Source organism: Sandarakinorhabdus cyanobacteriorum (assembly GCF_002251755.1).
Lineage (GTDB): Bacteria > Pseudomonadota > Alphaproteobacteria > Sphingomonadales > Sphingomonadaceae > Sandarakinorhabdus > Sandarakinorhabdus cyanobacteriorum.
On record NZ_NOXT01000116.1, the window covers coordinates 20135 to 40605 of the forward strand.

Genomic DNA, 20471 nt, shown 5'->3' on the forward strand with positions numbered 1-20471 from the left:
GGCACCTTACGCCGCGCGCATTGCCCGTGCCCGCCGCCGCTGGACAGATGATCCCAGGCCCAGCGCCTCGCGATATTTGGCGACCGTGCGCCGGGCGATGTCAAAGCCCTCGCCCTGCAGCAGTTCGACCAGCTTGTCGTCTGACAGAACATCATCGCCTTCAGCCGCGATCAGCCTGGCGATGCGGTCCTTCACGGCCAGCGCCGAAGCGGCCTCGCCATCGCCGCTGGCAACGCCTGAGGTGAAGAAATACTTCAATTCGAACTGGCCGCGTTCGCACAGCAGATATTTGTTGCTGGTCACCCGGCTCACGGTCGATTCATGCATTTCCACCAGATCCGCGACGGTCTTCAGTGTCAGCGGCTTCAGATGGCTGACACCGTTTTCAAAGAAGCCCTGCTGCAGCTTCACGATTTCGGTGGCAACCTTCACGATGGTTTTTGCGCGTTGGTCCAATGCCTTGAGCAGCCAGTTGGCGCTCGACACACATTCGTCGAGGAAGCTGTTGGTGGCCTTGTCGGCCCCGCTCGCCAGCTCGGCATGATAATCGCGATCGACGATCAGGCGGGGCAGGGTGGCCTGGTTCAGGCTGATCTGCCAGGCGCCGTCGGCACCGCGTGTCACGAACACATCGGGCACCACCGGTGTTGCCGGCTCGCCGCTGTAGCGCAGGCCCGGCTTGGGGTCATAGGATTTCAGCTCGCGGATCATGTCCACGATATCCTCCCGGTCCAACCGGGTCAGCCGCATCAGGCCGTTCATGTCACCGCGGGCAACAAGATCAAGATTGCTCAACAACTTGTGCATGGCCGGGTCGCAGCGGTCAGCGGCGCGGGCCTGGGCGATCAGGCATTCCGACAAGGTGCGCGCCGCCACGCCAACCGGGTCAAACATCTGGACCTCAGCGAGCACCGCCTCCACGGCGGCGGGGCTGATATCGAGCCGGTCGGCGATCTCGTCCACCGGCTCCACCAGATAGCCGCACTCATCCAGCCCATTGATGATGAAGCGGGCGATGGCGAGCTCCATCCCGTCAAACCGGCTGGCGGCCTGTTGTTCCAGAATCTCGGCAAGCGTCTGGCCAGCACTGGCCACCCGATCAAAATCAAAGCCTTCCTCGTCACCGCCGCTCCCGGGCCGTTCGCTCCAGTCGGCCGGCTGGTCGCTGACGCAGTCGTGGTGGAAGCGTTCGCCGGTGTAATCGGCTTCCAGTGGCGTGCCGTCGCCGGACGGGACCCCCTCACGCAGCAATTGTTCAAGCCCGGCGCTGCTGGCCTCCACCGGTGCTGGCAGCGGCTCGCGGCTGTCGTCGATGCTGGATTGCGCCACCGGTTCGGCGGGTTCGGCCTCTCCCCCGCTGGCAAGTAGTGGATTTCGTTCAAGTTCCTCGCCAATCCAGCCTTCTAGCTCGACATTGGTGACGGTGAGAAGCTTGATCGCCAGCTGCAGCTGGGGCGTCATCACCAGCTGTTGGGACTGCCTGATTTCGAGGCGGGGCCCCAGGCCCATATCAGCCCCCCATCACAGGCTGAAATCCTCGCCCAGATAGACGCGGCGCACGGTTTCATCCGCCACCAGCGCTTCCGGCGTGCCTTCGAACAGCACGCGGCCATCATAGATGATGCAGGCGCGGTTAACGATTTCAAGGGTTTCGCGGACGTTGTGATCGGTGATCAGCACGCCGATGTCACGGGCGCGCAGCTGAACGACCAGGGCGCGGATATCGGCGATGGAGATGGGGTCGATGCCGGCGAACGGCTCGTCCAGCAGCATGATGGAGGGGTTGGCGGCCAGCGCCCGGGCGATTTCGGCGCGGCGCCGTTCGCCGCCGGAAAGCGCCATGGCCGGGGCGGCGCGCAGGCGGGTAATGTTGAATTCGCTCAACAATTCTTCCAGGCGGGCGGCGCGGGCGGCGGCATCGGGTTCGGTCACTTCCAGCACGGCCATGATGTTTTGTTCCACCGTCATCCCGCGGAAAATGCTTGTTTCCTGAGGGAGATAGCCCAGACCCAGAGCAGCCCGGCGATACATGGGCAGGCCGGTGATATCGTGGCCATCGAGCAGGATGCGGCCCGAATCCGGCATGGCGAGGCCCATGATCGAATAGAAGCAGGTCGTCTTGCCGGCGCCATTTGGTCCAAGCAAACCAACGACTTCGCCGCGCCTGACCGACAGCGAGACATCGCGCAGCACCACCCGCTTGTCATAGCGCTTGCCAATGCCGTCCACCGACAGGCCACGGGTTGTGGCGCCAGTGTCGGTGCGGGGCAGGGTCTGCGTGGTGCTCATCTTGCTTCAACACTCCCGCAACTGGCGCGATAGTTGCATGGGAATCTTGCTACCCGTATTTGCGGTCACCGCCAAGGCGTTGCATTGTGAAAAAACATGGAAAAACGTGCCAATTCGGCGCAGTTCGGTGACCGCACCAGCACACGCGGTGACCGCATCCCGGTCGCCGGTGACCGCAGGCCAGAAACGGGTGACATATTGTGATGAACTTTCCCGAACCCGCAATGCTGGCACTTCTGGCCGGCGCCGGGCTGTGGGCCGGGGCGCAGAATGCCTTGGCCGGCGGTGGCAGTTTCATCACGCTGCCGGCGCTGATTGCCGCCGGGCTTGATCCCAAGCTGGCCAACATCACCTCCACCTTGGCGCTGTTTCCCGGCCAGATCACCACCGGCATTGCCGGGCGCAAGCTGGTGGCCGGGGCCGAACGGTTGAGCTTCACGGCGCTGGCGGCGATCGCGCTGGTGGGCGGTGTGGCCGGGGCGGCGCTGCTCAATGCCACGCCAACGCGCATCTTTGCCGCCATGGTGCCGTGGCTGGTGCTGCTGGCCACCATGGTGTTTGCCTGGGGGGCGTTCGGGCCGAAAAAATCGGCTGATCGGCCGCCGCCGCCCGCCTGGGTCACGGTCACCAGCCAGTCGTTGATCGCGCTTTATTCCGGTTTTTTCGGCGGCGGTGCCGGCATCCTCACGCTCGCCAGCCTGACCATTGCCGGCTTGCCGGTGCGCAATGCCGGCGGCACCAAGAATGTGCTGGTGTCCCTTTCCAACACCACGGCGGCCATCCTGTTCGCGCTCACCGGCAATGTGGCCTGGGCGCATGCGCTGGTGGTGGGGATCGGTGCCATGGCGGGCAGTTATGTTGGCGCGCGGGCACTGGCGGTGGTGCCGGAGAAGGCGCTGAAGATCGCGGTGATCCTGATCGGCCTGGGGCTGACCGTGGGCCTGTTCCTGCGCGCCTAGGCGGCGGCCGGCTGGGCGTTGGCCGGGCGCTGTTCATACACCACGAACTCGGCGTGGCCATAATGCTTGAGCAGGCCGCCGATCTTGCGGATCAGCCGCTGGTCGGCCAGCGCTGACAGGCCGGGGATACGGGCCGCGAGGCGATAGGCGGTCATGGTGGCGGCGATCCACAGCCCGGCCAGGCCGGCCAGCGCCAGATCGCCCGCGGTGATCCGCACCCCCACGGCCGCAGCGGCAGCGCGATCATTGTTCATGAAATTCTTGAGGAAAAACACCCGGCTGAAGCTGATTTCCACCCGGCGGAACAGCCGAATGGCGAGGCCATCGCCCTCCCACAGCCGGGCGGCCATGGTGGCGCGCACCAGGCTGCCGCAGGTGCGATCGTCAAAGCCGGCGCGCAGCGTGGCGGCCCGCACGTTCATGATGTCCACAATGGCTTGCGGTGTCGTTGGCAGCAGCGCTTCGGGCAGGCCGAGAAGGCGGCAGCGATAGCGGGCGAATTCGACAATGGCACGTTCGTCGGGCGTGAACTGGGTGCGGCCTTCGGCGATGAGGCGATAGGAGAGCAGGAAGATGTTGATGAGGCCGGCCGGCATCTGATCCACCTGCGGGATGGGGAAGCCATATTTGGCCCGGTCCCACAGCTGCGGGCGGCGGGCAATGTTGTAGCGCACCATCGAGTGCATCAGCCGCACCAGCGCTGCCGCCTTGAAGCCAGGGCCAAAGCGTTCCAGCGCGCCGGGCAGGGTGGTGACGGCGAAGAAATTGGCGGTTTCCTTCACCCGCCGCGCGGCGGCATGGTCAGACAGCGTGCCGGTGAGCGCCATCGGCAGCGCGGCATATTCGTTCATGAAGGTGGCGATGAAGGCGCCGCGCACGGCAAAGGGCGCGATGTGCGCGGTGCCGTTGCGCTCCAGCCTGGCGCCGCGTTCCACCAGCGCCATGTCAAGCCAGTCGGGCGTCTGTTCCATGTCAGCGATGAAGGCGGCCAGTTCCGGCGGTGCATCCGGCACCGCGTCAATCCCCTTGTTACAGGCGGCTTCCAGCAGGTCGATCAGGGTGCGGAACTTGGCGGTGGCCATCAGCGCGGCATAGGCATCGGCCGGCGGATCGCCCATCATCGCATAGGCGCGCAAGCGTTCGACCAGATCATCATTGGCAAGGATTCGCGCCCGCTTGTGGGCATGGGCCGGCGGGATGGTGGAGGGCGCGTCGGGGTCGGTGGTGAAACGCTCTGCCGGGGCGTCGAAATCGAAATCGCCCCACAGCGCCGGCTCCGCTTCGCGCTGCGCCCGCACGGCCGCCCAGATGGCCTGATGGTCTGGGGTGATGCTCATCCCCGCTGCTCCCGCCTCGCGCCGGCGCTCCCCCACCGGCGGTTCAGCTGTAGCGGCGGCGGCTCAGGCTCATAAGACGCGGGGCTCACCGCCGCTGGCCATTCTCGTCGATCAGCACCTCGCGGCGGCCGACATGGTCGGGGCGGGAGACGAAACCGTCCTGCTCCATGCGCTCGATAAGCCTCGCGGCGTTGTTGTAGCCGATGCGCAGATGGCGCTGCAGGAAGCTGGTGCTGGCCTTTTGATGCCGGGCAATCACGTCGATGGCCTGGGCATAGCTGTCGGCTTCGTCGTCGCCGCGGCCGCCGCCGCCCGACAGGCCGGCATTGGCCAGATCCAGCTGCCCGTCGAGATCGGGCGGCTCCTCGGTGACGGCCTCGACATAATCGGGCTCGCCCTGGGCACGCCAGAAATCGGCCACGGCCTCCACCTCGTCGTCCGAGACGAAGGGGCCGTGCACGCGCACCAGCTTGCCGCCGGCCATCCACAGCATGTCGCCCTTGCCCAGCAATTGTTCGGCGCCGGGTTCGCCCAGGATGGTGCGCGAATCGATCTTGCTGGTGACTTGGAAGCTGATGCGGGTGGGCAGATTGGCCTTGATGACGCCGGTGATCACGTCCACCGACGGGCGCTGCGTCGCCATGATCAGGTGGATGCCGGCGGCGCGGGCCTTTTGCGCCAGCCGCTGGATCAGGAATTCCACTTCCTTGCCGGCCGTCATCATCAGATCGGCCAGCTCGTCCACCACCACCACCACCAGCGGCAGCGGTTCGAAATCCAGCAGCTCCTCCTCGATGATCGGCAGTTCGGTTTCCGGATCCCAGCCGGTCTGCACGCGGCGGATGAACGGTTTGCCCGCCGCCTTGGCGTCGCGCACCTTCTGGTTGAAGCTGGCGAGGGAGCGGACGTTCAGCTCGCTCATCTTGCGATAGCGGTCCTCCATCTGCTCCACCGCCCATTTCAGCGCGCGGATGGCCTTGGGCGGATCGACGACGACGGGGGCCAGCAGATGCGGGATCCCGTCATACATCTTCAGCTCCAGCATCTTGGGATCGATCATGATCAGCCGGCATTCGGCCGGCGTCATGCGATACAGGAGCGACAGGATCATGGCGTTGAGGCCGACGGACTTGCCCGAACCGGTGGTGCCGGCGATCAACAGGTGCGGCATCGGCGCGAGATCGGCCACCACCGGCTCGCCAGCGATATCCTTGCCCAGCACCAGCGGCAGGGTGACATTGCGGCTGTCGAAACTGGCGCTGGCCAGAAGTTCCGAAAGCGACACGGTTTCGCGCGTCTGGTTCGGCAGTTCGATGCCGATGACGTTGCGGCCCGGCACCACCGCGACACGGGCGGACAGGGCGGACATGGAGCGGGCGATGTCGTCGGCCAGGCCGATCACCCGGCTGGCCTTGATGCCCGGCGCCGGTTCCAGTTCATACATGGTGACAACCGGGCCGGGGCGCACTTCGCCGATGCGGCCGCGCACGCCGAAATCTTCGAGCACACCTTCGAGCAGCCGGGCATTTTGTTCCAGCGCGGCGGCATCGATTCGGGCGCGCGGCGCCGATGGCGGCGGGCGCAGCAGATCAAGGCCGGGCAGGATGGCGGCATCACCCAGATCGAGCGATTGCTGTTTCGCCTTCTGCACGCGCTTGCCGGCGACGGGCGTGGCCACCGGTTCCACCACGGTGGGGCCAGGGAGCACAATCTCTTCGACGGCGTCATCCTCCGCCTCGGCGGTGCGGCGGCGGCGGCCAAGGCCGGCGGTGGGCGCCTGCGGCAAGGGCAGGCTGCCATCATCATGGTCGTCCGTCTGGCCAGGCCACAGGCCGCGCAGGGTGGCCATGCCATCGGCAAAGCCATCGCGGCTGATCCCGGTGCCCCAGGCGATCAGCGCCAGCCCCAGCGGCAGCAGCAGCAGCGCCAGCACCGCGCCGGCGGGCACGCTGTCAAAGCCCGGCAGGGTTTCCAGTGCGCTGGCAGTGCCGGCAAGGCCATGGCCGATCAGGCCGCCGGGGCCGGCCGGGGCACCCAGCGCCGGCAGATCAAAGCCACCGGCGGCGCCGGCCACGCACAGCACGCCCACCAGCGTGCCGCCCGCCATGCGCAGCACCGGCACGGCCGCTTCGGTGGCGACACGCCAGCCGGCGATGACGATGGCCGGCACCAGCAGCAGCATCGGCCAGCCGGCCAGTTGCAGCAGCACATCGGCGAGATGGGCGCCGACATCACCCAGCGCATTGCCGGCCACCCGCGCCGTGGCGGTGTTGAACGACGGATCGCGCGGCGAATAGCTGAGGACGGCGATGCCGAGGGCAATGCCCGCCGCTGCCACCAGGCCGCCGCTCAACAGCCGGATGGCGGTGCGCAGCGCCAGCGCCGCCGCCACGCGGGCGCGGGTGAGCAGGGCCGATCCGGCCGCCAGCCGGCCCGCGGGGGCGGGGCTGCGGCGGGCAGGAGGGGCGGCAGACGCCCTGGAAGCCATGAGTGCGGTGCCTTTCGGAGATAACCAGCAGTGCTGCCCGGTGATGGCTGGCGAATCCGACCGGACAAAGCGAACAAAGTGTGAATCAAGCCGGGCTTCTGGTCAAGGTTGCACCCGGTTCATTGCGGATGACATCATGTCCCGCTTGGGGGAAGGCCCGCTGTGGTCTAAAGCCGTATTCATGCAGACTCATGATGCCGATGTGATCATCATTGGTGGCGGCCTGGTGGGCGCCACGCTGGCGCTGGCCCTGGCCAAGGGCGATGTGACGAGCATCGTGGTTGATGCGCAGGATCTGGATTCAACCACGCTGCCGGCTTTTGACGGGCGGGCGAGCGCCATTGCCAGTGCATCGGGCCGGATGCTGCGAGCGCTGGGCCTGGGCGACATATTGGATGCCCATGGCTGCCCGATCCGCGAGATCAGGGTGACCGATGGCACCCACCCGCAGTTCCTGCATTTCGATGCCGGCGAGGGCAATGATCCGCTGGGCACCATGCTGGAAAACCGCATGCTGCGCATCGGCCTGCTGCGCGCGGTACGGGCCGAGCCCAATGTGCAGTTGCTGGCGCCGGTGACGGTGGCAGGGCTGGAACGCGGCGAGCATGCCGCGACGCTGACGCTGGCTGATGGCCGGGTGTTCCGCAGCGCGCTGGTGGTGGCCTGTGACGGCCGGCGTTCGGCAACGCGCGATGCGGCGGGCATTCCGATTGCCCAGTGGCAATATCCGCATGCCGCGCTGATCACCATGGTCGCCCACAGTGTGCCGCACGGCAATGTGGCGTGTGAGCTGTTTTACCCGGAAGGGCCGCTGGCGCTGCTGCCGATGACCGACACCGATGATGGCCGGCCGCGCACCGCCATCGTGTGGACGGTGGACGGCAAGCATATGGCCGCCGTGAAGAAGCTGGGGCCGAAGGCGCTCGCCGCCGAGATTGCCGCCCGCTGCGACGGCACCATGGGCGAGATCGAGGTGATCGCGCCGCAGACGGTGTGGCCTTTGGGTTTCCACCACGCCGCGCGCTACACCGATGACCGCTTGCTGCTGCTCGGCGATGCGGCGCACGGCATCCACCCGATTGCCGGCCAGGGCCTCAACATGGGCTTCCGCGATGTGGCGGCGGCGGCCGAGGTGATCACCAACGCCGCCCGCTCCGGCCTTGATCTGGGCAGCCCGGATGTGCTGGCCCAGGTTTCGGCATGGCGGATGTTTGACAACAGCCTGGTGTGCGCGGTGACCGACAATCTGAACCGCCTGTTCGCCATTCCCGGCCGGGTGCCCAGCCGGGTGCGGCGCATCGGCCTGTCGGCGGTGGAACGGCTGCCGTCATTGAAGCGATTCTTCATGAACCAGGCGCGCGGTGAGACCGGCAAGCTGCCGGCGCTGTTGAAGGGTGAACTGGTGTGATCCCGCCCGCTGTGGCATATGCAGATCATGGCGAGCGTGGTTGAAACCATCCAGGTGCCGGCGGCGGTTGCGGCCGATCTTGATGCGCTGGTCGCTGCCGGACATGGTCCGTCGCGCGCAGCGGTGGTGGCCGCGCTTGTGGCTCGCGAACGCGAAGCGGCCGCCAGGCGCGACGCCTTTGAAGCCGCCATTGCCGAAGGTGAAGCAAGCGGTTCCTGCGGCATAACCCTTAACGAGATCATGGCTGAAGCACGCCGCCGGCATGGCCGTTCTTGACCTTACCCAAAGCGCGCGGGCCGATCTTGATGGCATGATCGATGCCGGTGCGGAGCGCTTTGGTTTCGAGGTTGCCGAAGCCTATGCGCAAGGCCTTGTGGTGGCGTTGAAGCGGCTGGAGCAGTTTCCCGAGTCGGCGCCGCTGCTGCCGGGTCGCCAGGATGGCCTCCGCAAGCTGAGTGCCGGCAGCCATATTGCCCTGTATCGCCTCGAAGATGATGTCGTTCGCGTGTTGCGTATCCTGCATCAGCGCATGGACCCGGCCCGGCATCTCTGACCGGCCTGTGACTTTCCAGTGTTGCCGAAACGGAGGACCGGCCACAGGCTGGTGGCCATGATCGACCGCGACGCACTCCTCGAGAAATATCGGCTTGAGCGGGACAAGCGGCTGCGGCCCGAGGGCAACGCGCAATATGTGCGGGTGGCGACGCATTTTCCGCACATGCTGGACGATCCCTACACGCCGCGCGCTGAGCGGGCGCCGGTGACCGACCATGTGCGCTTTGCCATGGTGGGCGGCGGCTTTGCAGGGCTGTGTACCGGGGCGCGGCTGGCCCAGGCCGGCATCACCGATGTGCGCATCATCGAGGCCGGCGGCGATGTCGGCGGCACCTGGTATTGGAACCGCTATCCGGGCGCGCAGTGTGACACGGCCTCGATCATCTACATGCCGCTGCTCGAGGAAACCGGGCATGTGCCGACCGAGAAATATGCCCATGCCCCCGAGATCCTGGCGCAGGCGAAGAAGATCGCGCGCACGTTCAACCTCTATGACAAGGCGCTGTTCCACACCGAGGTCGAGCGGCTGAGTTGGGATGAAGCGCGCAAGGTCTGGCTGATCGAGACGGATCGGGGGGACAAGTTCACCGCCGATTTTGTCGGCGTCGGCACCGGGCCGCTGAACGTGCCCAAGCTGCCGGGCATCCCGGGCATCGAGACGTTCAAGGGCCACCAGTTCCACACCAGCCGCTGGGATTATGGCTATACCGGCGGTTCGGCCGAGGGCGCGCCGATGGACAGGTTGGCGAACAAGCGGGTCGCGATCATCGGCACCGGGGCGACCGCCGTGCAGTGCGTGCCGCACCTGGCGCGCGATTCCGGCGAATTGTTCGTGTTCCAGCGCACGCCCTCCAGTGTGGACGTGCGCGCCAACGCGCCGATCGATCCCGACTGGTTCCAGTCCATCGCCACGCCGGGCTGGCAGACGCGCTGGCTGGAGAATTTCGCAGCCAATGTCGGCATGGGCGGCGCGGCCGAGGATTGGGTGCAGGACGGCTGGACCGACCTGTCGCGCCGCATCCGCGCCCGGGTCATGCAGCTGCCGCCCACCGAATGGACTCCGGACAATATCATGAAGGTCTGGGAAATGGCCGATCATGAGAAGATGAGCGAGATCCGCGAGCGGGCGGTGACGGTGGTGGAGGACCGCCAGACCGGCGAGGCACTGCAGGCCTGGTACCGCCAACTGTGCAAGCGGCCGTGCTTCCACGATCAATATCTGCAGGCGTTCAACCGGCCGACGGTGACGCTGGTCCACACCGATGGCCAGGGGGTGGGACGCATCGATGAAACCGGCATCTGGGCCGGCGGCCAGCATCATGCGGTGGACTGCATCATCCATTCGACCGGGTTTGAAGTGGGCACCCCAACCGAAGAGCGCGCCGGCTTTGACCCGGTGGGCATCGGCGGGCAGACGCTGTCGCAGGCCTGGGCCGACGGCATGCAGACGCTGCACGGGCTGAACAGCGCCGGTTTCCCCAACCTGTTCCTGATCCAGTTTGCGCAGGCCGCGAATTTCATCGTGAATGTGCCGCACAACTGGATGGAAACCGGCAGCACGGTGGCCAGCATCGTGCGCCACATGACCGACGCCGGCCTTGCCACCGTTGAGGCGGACGCAGACGCCCAGGCCGCCTGGGTGCAGCTGCTGCTGCAGGGGCCCGGCATGATGATCAACAATCCGGATTGCACGCCCGGCTATTACAACAACGAAGGCCAGCCGATGGATGATCGGGCCCGATATGCTGTCGGCTATCCGGCCGGACCGAATGCGTTCTTCAGTTACATGAAGGGCTGGCGCAGCGACGGCCAGTTCAAGGGGCTGCGGTTCGGCTGACCCCGCAACCTTCGGATCCTCCCCCTCTGGGGGAGGTGCCCGCAGGGCGGAGGGGGCTCAAATGTGTCGGCGTGCGCGCCCCCTCCGCCTCCCTGCGGTCGGCACCTCCCCCAGAGGGGGAGGATCAGGCATGATCACCCGGTGGGCGGCAGAAATTCGCGGGCTTCGTCGGCCAGCAGAATCGGCACCCCGTCGCGGATGGGGTAGGCGAGGCCGGCGGTGTCGTTGACCAGTTCCTGGGCCTTGGCGTCATAGCGCAGCGGCTGGCGGGTGACGGGGCAGACCAGGATGGCCAGCAGCCGGGGATCAAGCGCGCTGCTGCTCATCATTGCAATCCTGTGGGTCCGCTGGAGGCAGCAAAGCTCATCAGCGTGGCCAGCGTCTGGGCGCGTTCGGCGAGCGTGATGGTTTCCAGCAGCGCCTGTTTTTCCGCCGGTTCGAACGGCAGCACGCTGGCCAGCGTCGTCACCAGCGCCTCGTCATCGGCGCTTTGCACCGCGTCCCAATCGGCGGACAGGCCGCGCGCGTCGAGATAGGGGCGCAACGCCTCTTCAAGGCCGGCGCGAGTGGCGGGATCGAGCGCAGCAGGTTCGTGGCGATCATCGGCAAAGCCGTGATAATCGGTCATCACTTGGCGGTAGAGCGTGTCCCGCTCCAGCTCGGCCCCGACCCGGAAGCGGCTGACGCCGACCAGCGCGATCAGGATACGGCCATCATCGGTTTCGCGATATTCGGTGATGCGCCCCAGGCACCCCACCTTGTAGAGCGCCAGCGGCGCACCATTCTTGCCACCGCCTTTCGGCTGGATAATGCCGATGATGCGGTGCGCGGCGCCGGTGGCGGCCATGGCGTCCTTGACCATGGCGAGATAGCGCGGTTCGAAGATGTTGAGCGGGAGCACGCCGCGCGGGAACAGCACCGCGCCGGTCAAGGGGAAGACCGGCACCGCGGCCGGCAGCGGTTCAAAGGCTTCGCTCTCGCTCATCCCGGACTCAAGCGAACCAGATGGCGCGCAAGAGCGCGCGGGTCTTGACGCTCCACGGATCGGCCAGGCCCACCGCCTCGAACATCTTCAGCAGCTTCTCGCGCGCCGCGCCCTCGTTCCAGGTGCGATCGGCCTTGATGATGGCGAGCAGATGATCGGCGGCGGCATCGCGGTCACCGCGGGCGGCCAGCGCGCTGGCCAGCTCGAAGCGGGCCTCGTGATTGGCCGGATCAGCCTCCACTGCCTGCATCAGCGGGGCGAGTTCGTCATCGGCCGGCGCATCGGCGGCGAGCGCGAGGGCGGCGCGGGCGCGGGCCACCACCTCGTCCTTCGAGGTTTCGGGCACGGCGGCGAGCGCGGCGGCGGCACCTTCCAGCTTGCCGGCGGCGATCAGCGCCAGGGCATAATGGCCGGCCAGATCCTCGCGCTCCGGCAGTTCCTGCACCAGCGCGCCCAGCATGGCGGCGGCATCATCATGCGCGCCGGCGGCGGTGGCTTCGGCGGCGGCACCGATCAGGGCGGCGATCTGTTCCTCCAGCGCGGCCTCGTCCTCGCTGGCGGGCACGCCGGCCAGTAACCGGTCGACAAAGGCGGTCAGCTCGCGTTCGCCCAGCGCGCCCTGGAAGCCATCGACCGGGCGGCCATCCAGAAAGGCATAGACGGTGGGGATGGACTGGATGCGGAACTGCGCGGCCAGCATCTGGTTCTTGTCGACATCGATCTTGACCAGCTTCACCTTGGGGGCGCGGGCGGCGACGACCTTTTCAATGAGGGGGCCCAGCGTCTTGCACGGGCCGCACCATTCCGCCCAGAAATCCACCAGCACCAGCGCGCCCTTCGACGCCTCGATCACGTCGCGGCGGAAGGCTTCGATGCTGGCCTTTTCGGCGGCCGGATTGGGAATGCTGGCCAAGAGGATGCTCCGGTTGGATGACGTGGTTGCCATATGGGGGCGGCAGGGGTGGTTTGCCAAGACGGCGCTTGGGCGCAGATATCTGGAAAAAAGGGGCTTGCAAGTCCGCGAAGGCCGGTGCTAGAGGCGCGCTTCCCGGCGACGGGTGAGCGGGTGTAGCTCAGGGGTAGAGCGCAACCTTGCCAAGGTTGAAGTCGAGAGTTCGAATCTCTTCACCCGCTCCAGTCGCTGCCGGGCGTGCAAACAGCGAAGCTGTTTGCCGACTCCGGCAAGACCGGCCAGCGACCAAAACAGGCGGCTTTCGAGCCGCCTTTTTTGTGTCGTCTGACGGCGCGGCTTTGCCGCGCCCTTCCTTCCTTTTCGTGTCCCCCTGAAACGGACTCGGCGGCTCTGCCGCCGGCCGTGGCGGCTTGGCTCGTGCTGTGAAGCCCACGCACGGCCTCCTCCGTCGCTTGTCGCCCCACCTCCCCCAGAGGGGGAAGATCGTCACCCCCATGGACGCCGCCCCCTGCCCGCGTTAGGGAACGGCAAATCTGTATCCAGCGAAGATTGCGCCCCTGCCCGTGAACCTGTTTGCCCATTTCACCACCACCGTCCACGCCGCGCTCGGCCGTCTGGTGGCGGCTGGAACGCTGCCCGATGGCCTGTCGTTTGCCAATGTCGCGGTGGAGCCGCCGCGTGATGCGTCGCATGGCGATCTGGCCACCAATGCCGCCATGGTGCTGGCCAAGCCGGCGGGCACCAACCCGCGCGCCTTGGCCGAAGCGCTGGCGGCGGAGCTGCGCAGTGCGCCGGTGATCCTGGCGGCCGATGTGGCGGGGCCAGGCTTCATCAACCTGAAGCTGGCCGACAGCGTGTGGCATGATCAGATCAACGCGATGCTGGGCGCCGGGGCCGATTATGGCCGCAGCACGGCGGGTGCCGGCAAGCGCATCAACGTCGAATATGTCTCGGCCAATCCCACCGGGCCGATGCACATGGGCCATTGCCGCGGCGCGGTGGTGGGCGATGCGCTGGCCGGGCTGCTGGCCTTTGCCGGCTGGGATGTGACACGCGAATATTATATCAACGATGCCGGCGGCCAGGTCGATACGCTCGCCCGCTCTGCCCATCTGCGCTATCGCGAGGCGCTGGGCGAAACCATTGAAATTCCTGAAGGTCTTTATCCGGGCGATTATCTGGTGCCGGTGGGCCAGGCCTTTGCCGCCGAATTCGGCGATGCCTATGTGAACGCGCCCGAATCCGAATGGCTGGCGCTGTTCCGCACCCGCACCGTTGCCCTGATGATGGAGCGTATCCGCGCCGATCTTGCCCTGCTGGGCATCGAGCAGGATATGTTCTTCTCGGAAGCGTCGCTGGGCGCCAGGGTGGGCGAGGCGCTCGACACGCTGAAGGGCAAGGGCCTGATTTACGAAGGCGTGCTGGAAAAGCCCAAGGGCGAGGCCGCCGACGATTGGGAGCCGCGCCCGCAGACCCTGTTCCGCTCGACCGATTTCGGCGACGATCAGGACCGGCCGATGATGAAATCGAACGGCAGCTGGACCTATTTTGCCGGCGATGTCGCCTATCACTGGGACAAGCTTACCCGGGGTTTCGATGCGCTGGTCAACATCTTTGGCGCCGATCATGCCGGCTATGTGAAGCGCATGACGGCGGCGGTGAAGGCGCTGTCGGACGGCAAGGTTCCGCTCGACATCAAGATCGTCAATCTGGTGAAGCTGCTGCGCGCCGGCGAGCCGGTGAAAATGTCAAAGCGGGCCGGCACCTTCGTGACGCTGGGCGAGGTGGTGGAGGAAGTTGGCAAGGATGTGGTGCGCTTTGTCATGCTGACCAAGCGGCCCGAATCGCTGATGGATTTCGATTTCGCCAAGGTGGTGGAGCAGAGCCGCGACAACCCGGTCTTCTATGTCCAATATGCCCATGCCCGCATCGCTAGCCTGGGCCGCAAGGTGGCCGAAGCGGGCATCGCCCTGCCGGCACCCGACCTGGCGCTGCTGGACGGCGATGAGCTGGCGGTGGTGAAGCTGGCGGCGACCTTCCCGCGGCTGGTCGAGCAGGCGGCCGAGGCGCGCGAACCGCACCGCATCGCCTTCTGGCTGGGCGATCTGGCCGCCGCCTTCCACAGCCAGTGGAATGCCGGCAATGATGATCCCGCCAAACGCTTCGTGCTGGCCGAGCGGCCGGACCTGACGGCGGCGCGGCTGGCGATGGCGCGGGCGGTGGGCCAGGTGATCCGCACCGGCCTTGGCGTGATTGGTGTTGCCGCTGCCGAGGAGCTGCACTGAGATGGCGAATCGCGATGAGGATGCCCCCTGGCTGGCGGAGGCCGCCCCGCTGAACGCCGGGCCGGCGCCGAAACGCGGCTGGCTGAACATCGCGATTGCCGTGCTGGCGCTGGGCGCGGTGGCGGCGGTGGCGCTGCTGATGCTGCTCGGCCGCAAGGACAATGGCAGCAGCGAAGGCTATATGGAGCCCGACCAGGCCCCGTTGATCGAAGCCGATCCCGGTCCGTGGAAGGTGCCGCCGGCCGACCGTGCCGGCATGGAGGTGGAAGGCGACGGCGAGGTGATTCACGAGGCAGTGCGCGGCCAGGATCTGGGCAGCGTGATCGACATGAGCGCCGTGCCGGAAGAGCCGATCGGCCGCCCGCGTGACCTGTTGCCGCCCGAAACCGGCCCCGCCCCGCCGCCATCGGCCCCGCCGCTGGCCCAGCCGCCTGCCGCTTCGCCGGCTGCGGCGCCCGCCGGGCAGCCGGTGCAGGTGCAGATGCTGCCGCCCGCCGGGGCCCGGCCGGCCGCGCCGGTGGCGAAACCGGCTGCCCCGCCGGCGGCAAAGCCCGCGCCGGTTGTGGTGAAGCCGGTGGTGCCGGTGCCGACCAAACCGGCGGCCGCGCCGCCCAAGCCGGCCGTGCCGCCGCCTGCCGCCGCCAAGCCGGCCACGGGTGCGGTGACCGTGCAGATCGGGGCCTTTTCCAGCGAGGCCAAGGCCGACGAGGAATGGGCGCGGGTGGCCGGCAAGGCCGGGCTGACCGGCAAGAGCGTGCAGAAATTGACCAACAGCGCCGGCAAGACGCTGTGGCGCGTGCGCGGCCAGGCGGCCGATGCCGACAAGGCGTGCAAGGCCATCCTCGCGGCCAAGGGCGCGTGTGAAGTGGTGAAGAAATGATGCAGCCGGTGTTTTTCGGCCTGACTGGCCTGACGCTGTCGGCCGATGAGGTGGCACTGTTCAAGGCGGCGGACCCGGCCGGCTACATATTGTTCAAGCGCAACATCGACACGCCCGACCAGGTGCGGGCGCTCACCGCGTCGCTGCGCGATCTGGCCGGGCGCGATGTGCCGATCCTGATCGATCAGGAAGGCGGCCGGGTGGCGCGGCTGCGGCCGCCGCACTGGCCGGAATTTCCGCCCGGTGAGGTGTTTGGCCGCCTGTATGACAAGGCGCCGATCACTGCGATCGAGGCGTGCCGGCTGAACGCGCTGGCGCTGGCGGCGCTGCTCCGGGATCTGGGCATCAATGTCGATTGCCTGCCGCTGCTCGACGTGCGCGACCCCGGCGGCCACGACATCATCGGCGACCGCAGCTTCGGCACCGAGCCGCTGGTGGTCGCCGCGCTGGGCAAGGCGGTGCTGGATGGCTTTCAGGCCGGCGGCATCTGCGGGGTGGTGAAGCATATCCCCGGCCATGGCCGCGCCCGGGCGGACAGCCATCTGGAACTGCCGGTTGTGACGACCAGCCGCGAAGAGCTGGAGCGGGATTTCATCCCCTTCCGCCGGCTGGCGAACGCGCCGATGGCGATGACGGCGCACATCACCTACACCGCGCTGGATGCGGAGCGCTGCGCAACGCTGTCACCGGCGGTGATCGATTTCATCCGGCAGGATATCGGCTTTGGCGGGCTGTTGATGTCGGACGATCTGGGCATGCACGCGCTGGGCAATCCGCAATCGGGCGGCTATCCGCTGGGCAGCAACGCGCTGGCCGATTTCGGCGCCCGGGCGCTGGCCAGCATCGATGCCGGTTGTGATATCGCCCTGCATTGTTCGGGCGATTTCGCCGAGATGCGCTCGATTGTCGAAGCCGCGCCGGTGATGGGGGCGGCGGCTGCCGCGCGGTTGGCCGCCGCCATGGCCTGGATGGGCAGCGGGGATGACACGCCGGTGGCCGAATGGGCCGCCGCGCGCGATGCGCTGCTGGCGCTTGCATGAGCGAGGCGGAGGATTTCAGCGAGCCCGTGCGCGCCGCCGTGGCGCCGGGCACGCTGATCCTGCAGCTGGGCAGCTGGGAAGGCCCGCTTGACCTGCTGCTCACCCTGGCGCGGGCGCAAAAGGTTGATCTGGCGCAGATTTCGATCCTGGCGCTGGTCGATCAATATCTGGACTTCATCCGGGAGGCCAAGGCGCTGAGCCTGGAGTTGGCCGCCGATTACCTCGTCATGGCGGCCTGGCTGGCGTACCTCAAAAGCCTGCTGCTGCTGCCCAAGGACCCGGAGGCCGAGCCCGATCCGGCCGAGATGGCGCTGAAGCTGCAGTTCCAGCTGCAGCGGCTGGAGGCGATGCGCGAGGCCGGGCAAAAGCTGCTGGCCCGCCCGCAGCTGGGCTGGGACATGTTCCGCCGGCCCAACCCGGAAGGTTTGGCCGAGGAACGGCGCGCGGTGTATGACTGCAGCTATTACGAGCTGATCACCGCCTATGGCGCCATCACCGCGCGGCGGACGAAATCGGTGCATGTGGTGCGGCGGCGGCCGGTGATGGCGCTGGATGAGGCGATGGAGCGGCTGGAGCATCTCTTGGGCCGCAGCCTCGATTGGACCGAGCTGTCCCGCTTCCTGCCCAGCGATCTGGTGGACGAATCCTATGCCCGGTCGGTGCTGGCATCCAGCTTTGTCGCCGCGCTGGAACTGACCCGGCAAGGCAAGGCGACCCTGAGCCAGGGCGCTGCCTTTGCCCCCATCCTGCTGAAGGCCCGGACTGATGGATGAAACTGGCGATCTGGCGCTGACCCGCGCGCTGGAGGCGATCCTGTTTGCCGCCGAAGCGCCGATGACGCTGGCCGAACTGACGCGGCATGTCGGCGAGCGCGGCGATCTGCTGCCCAGCTTGCGGGCGCTGGCCGAATCCTATGCCCCGCGCGGGATCAACCTGGTGGAGCGCGGCGGGCGCTGGCAGTTCCAGACCGCGCCTGATCTGGGCCATTATCTGCGCACGTCCCGCGAAACCGTGAAAAAGCTTTCCCGCGCCGCGGTCGAGACGCTGGCGGTGATTGCCTATCACGAGCCGGTGACGCGCCCGGAAATCGAGGAGATTCGCGGTGTTGCGGTCTCGGGCGGCACCATCGATGTGCTGATGGAGGCGGGCTGGGTGCGCCCGGCCGGCCGCCGCGAAACGCCGGGGCGGCCGCTGCAATATGCCACCACGCCGGAATTTCTGGCGCATTTCAACCTCGCCACACGGCGCGATCTGCCCGGCCTGGCTGATCTGAAGGCCGCCGGCCTGCTGGATCGTGAGCCGCCGCGCGAGCTGCCGCTGCCGCTGGGTGGGCGCGAGGAATAGGAAGCTTATGCGCCGCCGGAGAGGGCCGTGCTTGCCGGCCCCCTCCGTCACGCTTCGCGTGCCACCTCCCCCAGCGGGGGAGGATCAAGGGCTTACTTCTTGAAGAGGGTTTCCGCCGTCAGCGCTTCGGTCGGGATGGTGCCAACCGCGTGGCGTTCGGCCTGCAGCTGGTTGATCAGGGCGGCGCGCTGGGCTTCGGCCTTTTCCGGGTCCACGCTGGTATCGATGCCGGCCTTCTTGGCGGCGGTGGCGACCATGGCGTCCAGCTCGCGCTGGCTGGCCAGGCCCAGCGTCACCGGATCGCGCGCCTGCAGATTGGCATAGTTCCAGTGGCTCTTGTCGCGGATGGCGGCAATCGTCGTCTTGGTGGTGCCGATCAGCTTGGAAATCTGCGCATCGGTGATTTCCGGGTGATTCTTGATGATCCACAGGATGCCGTCCGGCTTGTCCTGCCGCTTCGACACCGGGGTGTAGCGCGGGCCCGAAGTGCGGCGGGCCTGTTCCGGCAGGCGCGCGATGCGCAGCACATGATCCGGATTCGCCTCGCCCTTGGCCAGCTCTTCCTTGGTCAGCTCGCCGGCGCGAATGGGATCGCGGCCCTTCAGCTTGGTGGCGGCGGTGTCATCGGCGATGGCCTGGATTTCCAGGATGTGCAGACCGCAGAATTCGGCGATCTGCGAGAAGGTCAGGCCGGTTTCGTCGACCAGCCAGGCGGCGGTGGCGTGGGGCATCAGCGGCAGGTTGGCAGCGGCCATGATCGTGGCTCCTGGTTCGGCGGGCGCGGGCCCGGAAATGGAAACAGCCGCCCCGGGGGGGACGGCTGGACAGGGGGACTTGTAATGGAGGGCGGGCTGTGGCGCAAGGGCGGCCGATATGCAGCCCACGCCCGCACAGCTTGCCGCCCTTGATGCGGCCGATCCCCTAGCCCACGCCCGTGGCCGGTTCCGGCTGCCCGAAGGCCTCGTCTATCTGGACGGCAATTCGCTGGGGCCATTGCCGGCCGCCCTGCCCGATGCGCTGGCGGCAACCGTGGCGGGGGAATGGGGCGATGGGCTGATCCGCAGCTGGAATGATGCCGGCTGGATCGATCTGCCGGTGCAGCTGGGCGCGGCCATCGCGCCGATCGTCGGCGCAGAGCCGGACAGCGTTGTGGCCTGCGATTCGGTCAGCCTCAACCTGTTCAAGCTGGCCAGCGCGGCGCTTGGCCTGCGGCCGGGCCGGCGCACCATCCTGATGGAGGCGGATGATTTCCCCACCGATGCCTATGTGATGCAGGGCCTGGCCCGGCTGGCTGGTGTCACCCTGAAACGCGTCCCGCGCGCCGATCTGCTGGCCGCGCTGAACGATGATGTGGCGCTGCTGCTGCTCACCCACGCCCATTATGTGACCGGCCATGTCCATGACATGGCGGCGATGAACGCGGCGGCTCATGCCGTCGGCGCGCTCACCCTGTGGGATTTGTCGCATTCGGCCGGCGCGCTGGTGGTGCGGCTGGATGCGGATGGTGCTGATTTCGCGGTGGGCTGTGGCTACAAATATCTGAACGGTGGGCCCGGCGCCCCGGCCTTTGCCTATCTGGCGCGGCGGCATTGGGATGCGGCGCTGCCGGCGCTCACCGGCTGGATGGGGCACGCGGCACCGTTCGATTTTGCCGGGGATTATGCGCCGGCGGCCGGCGCCCGCCGCCTGCTCACCGGCACGCCGCCGATCCTGGCCATGCGCGCGCTGGAAGCCGGGGTCGCCACATTTGCCGGCATCGATCTTGCGCAAGCCGAGGCCAAGTCGCGCGCGCTGGTGCATCTGTTTGCCGATGGCGCCGCCGGCCTGCCCGGCGTGACGGTGGATGCGCCGCCAGCCGGCCGCCACGCCGCCCATGTCATCATCCGCCATCCCCAGGCCCGCCGCGTGATGGCCGCCCTGATCGCCCGCGGCGTGGTTGGTGACATGCGGCCGCCCGATGCCATGCGCTTCGGCTTTCCGGCGCTCACCACCCGTTATGCCGATGTTGGCCTGGCGCTGGCGGCGTTGCAGGCCGTGCTGGCCAGCGGGGAATGGCAGGACGAGCGCTTTGCGCCGCGCGGGATGGTCAGCTGAACCCTCACCCTCCCACCGCGTGGCGGTGGGCCCCTCCCTCTCCCCCTGGGGGAGAGG

The 20471-nt window shown here is 67.5% G+C and carries 19 protein-coding genes and 1 tRNA gene; 12 read left to right on the forward strand and 8 right to left on the reverse strand.

Translation table 11 applies throughout. From position 1 onward, the window contains the following. Positions 1-6: 6 nt before the first annotated feature. Both rpoN and lptB read right to left on the reverse strand, forming a co-directional pair. Positions 7-1509, reverse strand: coding sequence for an RNA polymerase factor sigma-54 (gene rpoN, locus CHU93_RS11595; RefSeq protein ID WP_094474225.1), 1503 nt, complete (start codon positions 1507-1509; stop codon positions 7-9). A 12-nt stretch (positions 1510-1521) separates the two neighbouring features. Next, positions 1522-2289, reverse strand: coding sequence for an LPS export ABC transporter ATP-binding protein (gene lptB, locus CHU93_RS11600; protein ID WP_094474227.1), 768 nt, complete (start codon positions 2287-2289; stop codon positions 1522-1524). A gap of 203 nt (positions 2290-2492) precedes the next feature. Between lptB and CHU93_RS11605 the strand changes: the two genes are divergently transcribed. Continuing rightward, a complete protein-coding gene (locus CHU93_RS11605; RefSeq protein ID WP_207759271.1) occupies positions 2493-3248 on the forward strand; it encodes a sulfite exporter TauE/SafE family protein in 756 nt (251 codons plus the stop codon). On the opposite strand, the gene CHU93_RS11610 is transcribed toward CHU93_RS11605, so the two are convergent. Then, positions 3245-4585, reverse strand: coding sequence for an oxygenase MpaB family protein (locus tag CHU93_RS11610; protein ID WP_094474230.1), 1341 nt, complete (start codon positions 4583-4585; stop codon positions 3245-3247). The genes CHU93_RS11605 and CHU93_RS11610 overlap by 4 nt on opposite strands. Before the next feature lie 85 nt (positions 4586-4670). Beyond that, positions 4671-7073, reverse strand: a complete 2403-nt coding sequence (locus CHU93_RS11615) for an FtsK/SpoIIIE family DNA translocase (protein WP_094474232.1) — start codon at positions 7071-7073, stop codon at positions 4671-4673. A gap of 181 nt (positions 7074-7254) precedes the next feature. Here CHU93_RS11615 and CHU93_RS11620 point away from each other — a divergent pair, with 181 nt between their 5' ends. From CHU93_RS11620 to CHU93_RS11635, 4 genes are read left to right on the forward strand one after another with little or no spacing between them, the layout of a single operon-like run. Next, complete coding sequence (locus CHU93_RS11620) at positions 7255-8481, forward strand: UbiH/UbiF/VisC/COQ6 family ubiquinone biosynthesis hydroxylase (protein ID WP_094474233.1); 1227 nt, start codon at positions 7255-7257, stop codon at positions 8479-8481. Between the two features lie 27 nt (positions 8482-8508). Further along, positions 8509-8757, forward strand: coding sequence for a hypothetical protein (locus tag CHU93_RS11625; protein ID WP_133064393.1), 249 nt, complete (start codon positions 8509-8511; stop codon positions 8755-8757). Further along, the gene (locus CHU93_RS11630) at positions 8744-9034 is read left to right on the forward strand and encodes a type II toxin-antitoxin system RelE/ParE family toxin (RefSeq protein ID WP_094474237.1); all 291 of its coding nucleotides are present in this window, start codon (positions 8744-8746) and stop codon (positions 9032-9034) included. The genes CHU93_RS11625 and CHU93_RS11630 overlap by 14 nt, the downstream gene beginning before the upstream one ends. A gap of 57 nt (positions 9035-9091) precedes the next feature. Beyond that, complete coding sequence (locus CHU93_RS11635) at positions 9092-10873, forward strand: flavin-containing monooxygenase (protein WP_094474238.1); 1782 nt, start codon at positions 9092-9094, stop codon at positions 10871-10873. Positions 10874-11007: 134 nt separating this feature from the next. On the opposite strand, the gene CHU93_RS11640 is transcribed toward CHU93_RS11635, so the two are convergent. The 3 genes from CHU93_RS11640 to CHU93_RS11650 are packed head-to-tail and all read right to left on the reverse strand — an operon-like array spanning position 11008 to position 12804. Next, the gene (locus tag CHU93_RS11640) at positions 11008-11199 is read right to left on the reverse strand and encodes a Trm112 family protein (RefSeq protein WP_094474240.1); all 192 of its coding nucleotides are present in this window, start codon (positions 11197-11199) and stop codon (positions 11008-11010) included. Beyond that, the gene (locus CHU93_RS11645) at positions 11199-11858 is read right to left on the reverse strand and encodes an LON peptidase substrate-binding domain-containing protein (RefSeq protein WP_094474242.1); all 660 of its coding nucleotides are present in this window, start codon (positions 11856-11858) and stop codon (positions 11199-11201) included. Before CHU93_RS11645 ends, CHU93_RS11640 begins: the two co-directional genes overlap by 1 nt. Positions 11859-11865: 7 nt before the next feature. Continuing rightward, positions 11866-12804 (reverse strand): tetratricopeptide repeat protein, encoded by a 939-nt coding sequence (locus CHU93_RS11650; protein WP_094474244.1) that lies wholly within the window; start codon positions 12802-12804, stop codon positions 11866-11868. A 116-nt stretch (positions 12805-12920) separates the two neighbouring features. On the opposite strand from CHU93_RS11650, the gene CHU93_RS11655 reads away from it, so the two are divergent. From CHU93_RS11655 to scpB, 6 genes are all read left to right on the forward strand, one after another. After that, positions 12921-12995, forward strand: a tRNA-Gly gene (locus tag CHU93_RS11655). A 339-nt stretch (positions 12996-13334) separates the two neighbouring features. Next, positions 13335-15056 (forward strand): arginine--tRNA ligase, encoded by a 1722-nt coding sequence (gene argS, locus CHU93_RS11660; RefSeq protein ID WP_094474246.1) that lies wholly within the window; start codon positions 13335-13337, stop codon positions 15054-15056. 1 nt (position 15057) lies between these two features. Then, on the forward strand, positions 15058-15936 hold the full coding sequence (locus CHU93_RS18135) for an SPOR domain-containing protein (RefSeq protein ID WP_094474248.1): 879 nt from the start codon (positions 15058-15060) through the stop codon (positions 15934-15936). Continuing rightward, positions 15936-16976: a glycoside hydrolase family 3 N-terminal domain-containing protein gene (locus tag CHU93_RS11670; protein WP_094474302.1), complete on the forward strand. Its 1041-nt coding sequence runs from the start codon at positions 15936-15938 to the stop codon at positions 16974-16976. Before CHU93_RS18135 ends, CHU93_RS11670 begins: the two co-directional genes overlap by 1 nt. After that, positions 16973-17749, forward strand: coding sequence for a segregation and condensation protein A (locus tag CHU93_RS11675; protein ID WP_094474250.1), 777 nt, complete (start codon positions 16973-16975; stop codon positions 17747-17749). Before CHU93_RS11670 ends, CHU93_RS11675 begins: the two co-directional genes overlap by 4 nt. Further along, a complete protein-coding gene (scpB, locus tag CHU93_RS11680; RefSeq protein ID WP_094474251.1) occupies positions 17742-18320 on the forward strand; it encodes an SMC-Scp complex subunit ScpB in 579 nt (192 codons plus the stop codon). The genes CHU93_RS11675 and scpB overlap by 8 nt, the downstream gene beginning before the upstream one ends. A gap of 92 nt (positions 18321-18412) precedes the next feature. On the opposite strand, the gene CHU93_RS11685 is transcribed toward scpB, so the two are convergent. After that, positions 18413-19075 (reverse strand): cell cycle transcriptional regulator TrcR, encoded by a 663-nt coding sequence (locus CHU93_RS11685; RefSeq protein ID WP_243375607.1) that lies wholly within the window; start codon positions 19073-19075, stop codon positions 18413-18415. A gap of 118 nt (positions 19076-19193) precedes the next feature. Between CHU93_RS11685 and CHU93_RS11690 the strand changes: the two genes are divergently transcribed. Continuing rightward, complete coding sequence (locus CHU93_RS11690) at positions 19194-20414, forward strand: aminotransferase class V-fold PLP-dependent enzyme (protein ID WP_094474252.1); 1221 nt, start codon at positions 19194-19196, stop codon at positions 20412-20414. The last annotated feature ends 57 nt before the right edge of the window (positions 20415-20471 follow it).

What these genes read in the sequence shown, in the direction of transcription:
- CHU93_RS11645 (WP_094474242.1), bottom strand. Translation starts at nt 11,858, where the DNA reads ATGAGCGAGAGCGAAGCCTTTGAACCGCTGCCGGCCGCGGTGCCGGTC.
- CHU93_RS11675 (WP_094474250.1), top strand. Translation starts at nt 16,973, where the DNA reads ATGAGCGAGGCGGAGGATTTCAGCGAGCCCGTGCGCGCCGCCGTGGCG.
- CHU93_RS11640 (WP_094474240.1), bottom strand. Translation starts at nt 11,199, where the DNA reads ATGAGCAGCAGCGCGCTTGATCCCCGGCTGCTGGCCATCCTGGTCTGC.
- CHU93_RS11610 (WP_094474230.1), bottom strand. Translation starts at nt 4,585, where the DNA reads ATGAGCATCACCCCAGACCATCAGGCCATCTGGGCGGCCGTGCGGGCG.
- CHU93_RS11620 (WP_094474233.1), top strand. Translation starts at nt 7,255, where the DNA reads ATGCAGACTCATGATGCCGATGTGATCATCATTGGTGGCGGCCTGGTG.
- CHU93_RS11630 (WP_094474237.1), top strand. Translation starts at nt 8,744, where the DNA reads ATGGCCGTTCTTGACCTTACCCAAAGCGCGCGGGCCGATCTTGATGGC.
- CHU93_RS11635 (WP_094474238.1), top strand. Translation starts at nt 9,092, where the DNA reads ATGATCGACCGCGACGCACTCCTCGAGAAATATCGGCTTGAGCGGGAC.
- CHU93_RS11650 (WP_094474244.1), bottom strand. Translation starts at nt 12,804, where the DNA reads ATGGCAACCACGTCATCCAACCGGAGCATCCTCTTGGCCAGCATTCCC.
- CHU93_RS11615 (WP_094474232.1), bottom strand. Translation starts at nt 7,073, where the DNA reads ATGGCTTCCAGGGCGTCTGCCGCCCCTCCTGCCCGCCGCAGCCCCGCC.
- rpoN (WP_094474225.1), bottom strand. Translation starts at nt 1,509, where the DNA reads ATGGGCCTGGGGCCCCGCCTCGAAATCAGGCAGTCCCAACAGCTGGTG.
- scpB (WP_094474251.1), top strand. Translation starts at nt 17,742, where the DNA reads ATGGATGAAACTGGCGATCTGGCGCTGACCCGCGCGCTGGAGGCGATC.
- CHU93_RS11690 (WP_094474252.1), top strand. Translation starts at nt 19,194, where the DNA reads ATGCAGCCCACGCCCGCACAGCTTGCCGCCCTTGATGCGGCCGATCCC.
- CHU93_RS11605 (WP_207759271.1), top strand. Translation starts at nt 2,493, where the DNA reads ATGAACTTTCCCGAACCCGCAATGCTGGCACTTCTGGCCGGCGCCGGG.
- lptB (WP_094474227.1), bottom strand. Translation starts at nt 2,289, where the DNA reads ATGAGCACCACGCAGACCCTGCCCCGCACCGACACTGGCGCCACAACC.
- CHU93_RS11685 (WP_243375607.1), bottom strand. Translation starts at nt 19,075, where the DNA reads ATGGCCGCTGCCAACCTGCCGCTGATGCCCCACGCCACCGCCGCCTGG.
- CHU93_RS11670 (WP_094474302.1), top strand. Translation starts at nt 15,936, where the DNA reads ATGCAGCCGGTGTTTTTCGGCCTGACTGGCCTGACGCTGTCGGCCGAT.
- CHU93_RS18135 (WP_094474248.1), top strand. Translation starts at nt 15,058, where the DNA reads ATGGCGAATCGCGATGAGGATGCCCCCTGGCTGGCGGAGGCCGCCCCG.
- CHU93_RS11625 (WP_133064393.1), top strand. Translation starts at nt 8,509, where the DNA reads ATGGCGAGCGTGGTTGAAACCATCCAGGTGCCGGCGGCGGTTGCGGCC.